Genomic DNA, 5,874 nt, shown 5'->3' with positions numbered 1-5,874 from the left:
CTTCTTCGAACGGCGGATGATCTTGCCGTAGAGCGCATGCTTGACCTTGCGCTCCACGTTCACGACCACCGTCTTGTCGCCCTTGTCCGAGACAATCTGTCCGGTCAGCACGCGCTTCGGCATTGCTACTTCCTTACTTCGCAGCCGCGGCGGTTTTCGCGCGCACGGACTGCTGGGTCTTGATGCGGGCGAGGTCGCGACGGACCTCGCGCACGCGGCTCGGCTTCTCGAGCTGGCTTGTCGCCGCCTGGAAGCGCAGGTTGAACGCCTCGCGCTTCAGCTCGCCCAGCGTCTCGTTGAGCTGGTCGTCGCTCTTGCCGGCGACGTCGAGCCCGGTCGACTTGGTTTCTTTCTTCGCCATCTTATTCGCCTCCGAGGTGCGACGTGTCACCCAGACGCGCCACGACCTTGACCTTGATCGGCAGCTTCATCGCCGCACGACTGAACGCTTCCGCCGCGAGCGGGCCGGGAACCCCGTCCAGCTCGAACAGGATGCGGCCGGGCTTGACGCGGGCGGCCCAATATTCGGGCGCACCCTTGCCCTTGCCCATGCGGACTTCGGCGGGCTTCGAGGTTACCGGCACGTCCGGGAAAATGCGGATCCACAACCGCCCCTGGCGCTTGATGTGGCGCGTGATCGCGCGGCGAGCCGCCTCGATCTGGCGCGCGGTGATCCGCTCCGGCTCCAGCGCCTTCAACCCGTACGAGCCGAAGTTGAGCGTGGCGCCGCCCTTGGCATCGCCATGAATGCGACCCTTGAACTGCTTGCGGTGCGCGAACTTCTTAGGTTGCAGCATCTCTTATATCCTTAGCGGCGGTCGTCGCGCGCGGGGCGCACGCCGGAAGTCTGCGCTTCCATCATTAGACGCTCCTGAGCGAGCGGGTCGTGACCCAGGATCTCGCCCTTGAACACCCACACCTTCACGCCGCACACGCCATAAGCGGTGTGTGCCTGCGCTTCGGCATAGTCGAGGTGCGCGCGCAGCGTGTGCAGCGGCACGCGGCCCTCGCGATAGCTTTCGGTCCGCGCAATTTCGGCGCCGCCGAGACGACCGCCGCACTGAACGCGGATGCCATCGGCACCCAGGCGCATCGCCGACTGGACCGCACGCTTCATGGCGCGGCGGAACGCGATACGGCGCTCGAGCTGATCGGCGATCCCTTGGGCGACGAGCTTGGCGTCGATCTCGGGCTTGCGGATCTCGACGATGTTCAGTGACACGTCGGACGAAGTCATCGATCCGATCTTCTTGCGAAGCTTCTCGATGTCGGTGCCCTTCTTGCCGATGATCACGCCGGGGCGCGCGGCATAGATGGAGACGCGGCACAATTTGGCCGGACGCTCGATCACCACCTTCGAAATCGCGGCCTGGGGCAGCGTGTCGATGATGTACTTGCGGATCTTCAGATCCTCGAGAAGCAGCCGGCCATAGTCCGCGCCTTCGGCGAACCAGCGGCTGTCCCAGGTGCGGTTGATCTGCAGACGCAGACCGATGGGGTTCGACTTGTGACCCATTATGCTTCTTCCTGCTCGCGCACGACGATGCGCAGACGTGAGAACGGCTTCAGGATGCGGGTGGACTTGCCACGGCCGCGGGTCGCGAAGCGCTTCATCGTGATCGACTTGCCGACCGACGCCTCGGCGACGACGAGCGCGTCGACGTCGAGGTTGTGATTGTTTTCCGCGTTGGCGATCGCCGAGGCGAGAACCTTGCGCGCCTCGATCGCCATGCCCTTCTTGGAGAAGGCCAGAATGTTCATCGCGTCGCCGGCCTTGCGGTTGCGGATCAGCGCCGCGACCAGGTTCAGCTTCTGCGCCGAACCGCGGATCTGCGTGCCGACCGACAAGGCTTCCTTGTCGCCGACCTTGCGGGGGGATTTAGCCTTGGACATCTTAGCGCTTGCCCTTCTTGTCGGCGGCATGGCCCGGGAAGTACCGGGTCGGCGCGAACTCGCCGAGCTTCATGCCGACCATGTCCTCGTTGACCGACACCGGCACGAACTTGCGGCCGTTGTAGACGCTGAACGTCAGGCCGACGAAGTCGGGCAATATGGTCGAACGACGCGACCAGGTCTTGATCGGCGCGCGCGCGTTGGTTTCCTGCGCGGTCTGCGCCTTCTTGAGAAGGCTCAGTTCGACGAACGGGCCCTTCCAGACTGAACGAGCCATGGTTAGCCCTTCCTCTTGGTGGAATGACGCGACCGGATGATCATCTTGTCGGTCGATTTGTTGTGACGAGTGCGAGCACCCTTGGTCGGCTTGCCCCACGGGGTGACCGGATGACGGCCGCCCGAGGTGCGGCCTTCGCCGCCGCCGTGCGGGTGATCGACCGGGTTCTTGGCGACGCCGCGCGTGAGAGGACGGATGCCCTTCCAGCGGTTGCGGCCGGCTTTGCCCAGGTTGGTGTTCTGGTTGTCGGGGTTCGACACCGCGCCGACGGTCGCCATGCAGTTCGAGTGGATGTAGCGCTGCTCGCCCGAATTGAGGCGGACGATCACCATCCCGCGATCGCGGCCGACGACTTGCACATAGGTGCCAGCCGACCGTGCGATCTGACCGCCCTTGCCCGGCTTCATCTCGACGTTGTGGACGATCGTGCCGACCGGCATCGATCCCAACTCCATCGCGTTGCCCGGCTTCACGTCGGTCTTCTTACCGGCGACGATCTTGTCGCCGACTGCCAAACGCTGCGGCGCGATGACATAGGCCAGGCGATCCTTGCCGTCCTCACCCGCGCCGTAATTGACCAGTGCGATGAAGGCGGTGCGGTTGGGATCGTATTCGATCCGCTCGACCGTGCCGTCGACGTCCCACAAGCGGCGCTTGAAGTCGACGATGCGATACTTCTGCTTGTGACCGCCGGCGATCCCGCGCGACGTCACATGGCCCTTGTTGTTGCGGCCGCCAGTCTTCTGCTTGCCCTCGGTCAGCGCCTTGACGGGGCGTCCCTTGAACAGTGCCGATCGGTCGATCAGGATCAAGCCGCGGCGTGCCGGGCTCGTCGGGTTATAATGTTTGAGTGCCATTACGCGCTGACCCCTTGCGTCACGTCGATGGACTGACCGTCCTTCAGCGTGACGATCGCCTTCTTGATGTCGGAGCGCGTGTAATCGGCGCCCTTCCACTTCTTGGTCTTGCCCTTCTGGACGATCGTGTTGACGTTCGTGACGCTGACATTGAACAGCGCCTCGACCGCGGCCTTGATCTCGGGCTTGGTCGCATCGCGCGCGACCTTGAACACCACCGCATTGTGTTCCGACATCATCGTCGACTTCTCGGTGATGTGCGGCGCGACGATCACGTCATAGTGACGGATGTCGACGGCCGACTTCGCAGGCTTCTTAGCCATTGAAACGCGCCTCCAGCTGTTCGATCGCGGCGCGCGTCAGCACCAGCGTATCATGCTTCAGGATGTCGTAGACGTTCGCGCCGGCCGCCGGGAGCACGTTGACGTGCCCCAGATTACCCGCGGCGAGCGCGAAGCTGTTGTCGACGGCGTCGCCGTCGATCACCAGCGCGGTCTTGCCGAAGCCGAGCTTCTCCAGGTTGCCCTTGAGCGTCTTGGTCTTGCTGTCCTTGACCGCCAGGCTGTCCATGACGAACAGCGAGCCCGCCTTGGCATGGCTCGACAGCGCCATCTTCAGGCCCAGCGCACGAATCTTCTTGTTCAGCGACGGGTTGAAGTCGCGGACGCGGGCGCCGTGCGCCTTGCCGCCGCCGACGAACACCGGAGCGCGGCGATCGCCGTGACGGGCGGTACCGCCACCCTTCTGATTGCCGAACTTCTTGCCGGTGCGGGCGACGTCGGCGCGCTCACGCGTGCCGCGTGCGGTCGCACGGCGCTTTTCGAGCTGCCAGGTGACGACGCGGTGCAGAATGTCGGCGCGCGGATCGAGGCCGAAGACCTCGTCGTTGAGCTCGACGTCCGCCGCTTTCGCCTTGGCGTCGAAGGAGGAAATCTTGACCTTCACGTTCAGCCCTCCTGGCCAGTGGTGTCGCCGGAGTCGGCATTATTGTCGTCGGCAGCGATCTCGGCGTCGGTTTCACCCGCACCGTGTGCATCGGCGGCCTCGACAGCGGCGGCGACTTCGTCATCGCCCGGCAGTGCGGGGATTTCGTGGACCGCGGCTTCGTCGATTTCGATCCCGACGTGGGGCTCGACATCGTCGTTGGCGTTGCGCAAGCCCGCCGGGAACGGCGCGTCGGCATGGCGCGCGACCTTGACCGCGTCCTTGACGAACAGCCAGCCGCCCTTCGAGCCGGGCACCGAGCCCTTCACGAAGATGAGGCCGCGCGCGACGTCGGTCGCGACGATCTCGAGGTTCTGCTGGGTGCGGTACTTGTCACCCATGTGACCGGCCATCTTCTTGTTCTTGAAGACCTTGCCCGGATCCTGGCGCTGGCCGGTCGACCCGAGCGACCGGTGCGAGACCGAGACGCCGTGGGTGGCGCGAAGACCACCGAAGCCCCAGCGCTTCATGCCGCCCTGGAAACCCTTGCCCTGGGTCTTGCCCTGGATGTCGACGATCTGGCCGGCGACGAAATGCGCGGCCGAAATCTCGGCGCCCACGTCGAGCAGGTTATCGGCATCGACGCGGAATTCGGCGAGGATCGCCTTGGGCTCGACCTCAGCCTTGCCGTACTGGCCGCGCTGCGGCTTGGCGACGTTCTTGCTCTTCGCCGTACCGGCGCCGAGCTGGACGGCGGTATAGCCGTCACGATCTTGTTCGCGGCGGGAAACGACCTGCAGCCCTTCGAGGCTCAGAACGGTGACCGGCACATGGCGGCCGTCGTCCTGAAACAGGCGGGTCATCCCCAACTTCTTCGCGATCACGCCAGTGCGCATGATCCATACTCCTCAACAGAGGCACCCACGGACAATTCCGAGGGTGCGTGTCAGCCCGGTAAAGCGAAGCGAGCCCCCGTCCCGGGCTGGTTGTTCGTAGCGTGAGCTAAGAACGTGACGGGAGACGCTGCCTGATCCGAAGATCAGCGGTATCTCTATTTGTCAGCGTCCTGCGGGACCCAGGGTCGACCGCAGGAGCAGGGCCATTAGGCCAGCTTGATCTCGACGTCAACGCCTGCGGCGAGATCGAGCTTCATCAGCGCATCGACCGTCTGCGGGGTCGGCTGAACGATGTCCAGCATGCGCTTGTAGGTGCGAACCTCGAACTGCTCGCGCGACTTCTTGTCGATGTGCGGGCCGCGGTTGACGGTGAACTTCTCGATGCGCGTCGGCAACGGAATGGGACCACGGATCATCGCGCCGGTACGGCGCGCGGTGTCGGCGATGTCGCCGGTCGCCTGGTCGAGCACGCGATGGTCGAACGCCTTCAGGCGAATGCGGATATTGCTGTCCATGGTTCCTGCCAATGCGAAAGAGCGGGCCCGTTGCCGGGCTCTTGCGGGTTTAAAACTAAACTGGAGGCGCGCCCCTAACGGAGGCTCTCATAAAAAGCAACCGCCCGGGCCCCGATTTTTCGGAGACCCGGGCGGCTTAACCTGGTGTCAGCTTACTTGCTGATGCCCGAGACGATGCCCGAGCCGACCGTGCGGCCACCCTCGCGGATGGTGAAGCGCTGGCCGACGTCCATGGCGATCGGCGCGATGAGCTTGACGCCCAGCGCGACGTTGTCGCCCGGCATCACCATTTCGGTGCCCGTGGGCAGCTCGACGGTGCCGGTCACGTCCGTGGTGCGGAAGTAGAACTGCGGACGATAGTTGGCGAAGAACGGCGTGTGACGGCCGCCCTCGTCCTTCGACAGGACGTACACTTCCGACGCGAAGTCGGTGTGCGGTTTGATCGAGCCGGGCTTGCAGAGAACCTGGCCACGCTCGACCTCTTCACGGCCGACGCCACGGATCAGCGCGCC

Annotated in this window: 11 protein-coding genes and 1 pseudogene; all 12 read right to left on the bottom strand. The window is 64.6% G+C overall.

All coding sequences use genetic code 11. From position 1 onward, the window contains the following. On the bottom strand, positions 1 to 123 hold a 123-nt coding region (gene rpsQ, locus JWM94_RS13600), incomplete at its 3' end, for a 30S ribosomal protein S17 (RefSeq protein WP_299428011.1). A gap of 10 nt (positions 124 to 133) precedes the next feature. Continuing rightward, the gene (gene rpmC / locus JWM94_RS13595; protein ID WP_299428005.1) at positions 134 to 361 is read right to left on the bottom strand and encodes a 50S ribosomal protein L29; all 228 of its coding nucleotides are present in this window, start codon (positions 359 to 361) and stop codon (positions 134 to 136) included. A gap of 1 nt (position 362) precedes the next feature. Further along, a complete protein-coding gene (gene rplP / locus JWM94_RS13590) occupies positions 363 to 797 on the bottom strand; it encodes a 50S ribosomal protein L16 (protein ID WP_299428002.1) in 435 nt (144 codons plus the stop codon). Between the two features lie 11 nt (positions 798 to 808). Beyond that, positions 809 to 1,516: a 30S ribosomal protein S3 gene (gene rpsC, locus JWM94_RS13585; RefSeq protein WP_299427999.1), complete on the bottom strand. Its 708-nt coding sequence runs from the start codon at positions 1,514 to 1,516 to the stop codon at positions 809 to 811. Further along, on the bottom strand, positions 1,516 to 1,893 hold the full coding sequence (gene rplV / locus JWM94_RS13580) for a 50S ribosomal protein L22 (RefSeq protein ID WP_299428008.1): 378 nt from the start codon (positions 1,891 to 1,893) through the stop codon (positions 1,516 to 1,518). Before rplV ends, rpsC begins: the two co-directional genes overlap by 1 nt. Position 1,894: 1 nt before the next feature. Continuing rightward, entirely contained in the window at positions 1,895 to 2,170 is a 276-nt protein-coding gene (gene rpsS / locus JWM94_RS13575; protein ID WP_146570123.1) for a 30S ribosomal protein S19, read from the bottom strand. 2 nt (positions 2,171 to 2,172) lie between these two features. Next, entirely contained in the window at positions 2,173 to 3,027 is an 855-nt protein-coding gene (gene rplB / locus JWM94_RS13570; RefSeq protein WP_299427994.1) for a 50S ribosomal protein L2, read from the bottom strand. Next, positions 3,027 to 3,350: a 50S ribosomal protein L23 gene (locus JWM94_RS13565; protein ID WP_299427991.1), complete on the bottom strand. Its 324-nt coding sequence runs from the start codon at positions 3,348 to 3,350 to the stop codon at positions 3,027 to 3,029. Before JWM94_RS13565 ends, rplB begins: the two co-directional genes overlap by 1 nt. Further along, a complete protein-coding gene (gene rplD / locus JWM94_RS13560; protein WP_299427988.1) occupies positions 3,343 to 3,972 on the bottom strand; it encodes a 50S ribosomal protein L4 in 630 nt (209 codons plus the stop codon). The genes JWM94_RS13565 and rplD overlap by 8 nt, the downstream gene beginning before the upstream one ends. 2 nt (positions 3,973 to 3,974) lie before the next feature. Beyond that, positions 3,975 to 4,847 (bottom strand): 50S ribosomal protein L3, encoded by an 873-nt coding sequence (gene rplC, locus JWM94_RS13555; RefSeq protein ID WP_299427985.1) that lies wholly within the window; start codon positions 4,845 to 4,847, stop codon positions 3,975 to 3,977. A 206-nt stretch (positions 4,848 to 5,053) separates the two neighbouring features. Next, a complete protein-coding gene (gene rpsJ, locus JWM94_RS13550; protein WP_146570118.1) occupies positions 5,054 to 5,362 on the bottom strand; it encodes a 30S ribosomal protein S10 in 309 nt (102 codons plus the stop codon). Between the two features lie 152 nt (positions 5,363 to 5,514). Continuing rightward, positions 5,515 to 5,874 (bottom strand): annotated as a pseudogene (gene tuf / locus JWM94_RS13545) (elongation factor Tu); the annotation flags it as partial.

It is taken from the genome of Sphingomonas bacterium (assembly GCF_028289855.1).
Taxonomy (GTDB): Bacteria; Pseudomonadota; Alphaproteobacteria; order Sphingomonadales; family Sphingomonadaceae; genus Sphingomonas.
This window is presented reverse-complemented; position numbering and strand designations above follow the sequence as displayed.

What these genes read in the sequence shown, in the direction of transcription:
- rplV (WP_299428008.1), bottom strand. Translation starts at nt 1,893, where the DNA reads ATGTCCAAGGCTAAATCCCCCCGCAAGGTCGGCGACAAGGAAGCCTTG.
- rpsJ (WP_146570118.1), bottom strand. Translation starts at nt 5,362, where the DNA reads ATGGACAGCAATATCCGCATTCGCCTGAAGGCGTTCGACCATCGCGTG.
- rplB (WP_299427994.1), bottom strand. Translation starts at nt 3,027, where the DNA reads ATGGCACTCAAACATTATAACCCGACGAGCCCGGCACGCCGCGGCTTG.
- rpmC (WP_299428005.1), bottom strand. Translation starts at nt 361, where the DNA reads ATGGCGAAGAAAGAAACCAAGTCGACCGGGCTCGACGTCGCCGGCAAG.
- rplP (WP_299428002.1), bottom strand. Translation starts at nt 797, where the DNA reads ATGCTGCAACCTAAGAAGTTCGCGCACCGCAAGCAGTTCAAGGGTCGC.
- rpsC (WP_299427999.1), bottom strand. Translation starts at nt 1,516, where the DNA reads ATGGGTCACAAGTCGAACCCCATCGGTCTGCGTCTGCAGATCAACCGC.
- rplC (WP_299427985.1), bottom strand. Translation starts at nt 4,847, where the DNA reads ATGCGCACTGGCGTGATCGCGAAGAAGTTGGGGATGACCCGCCTGTTT.
- JWM94_RS13565 (WP_299427991.1), bottom strand. Translation starts at nt 3,350, where the DNA reads ATGGCTAAGAAGCCTGCGAAGTCGGCCGTCGACATCCGTCACTATGAC.
- rpsS (WP_146570123.1), bottom strand. Translation starts at nt 2,170, where the DNA reads ATGGCTCGTTCAGTCTGGAAGGGCCCGTTCGTCGAACTGAGCCTTCTC.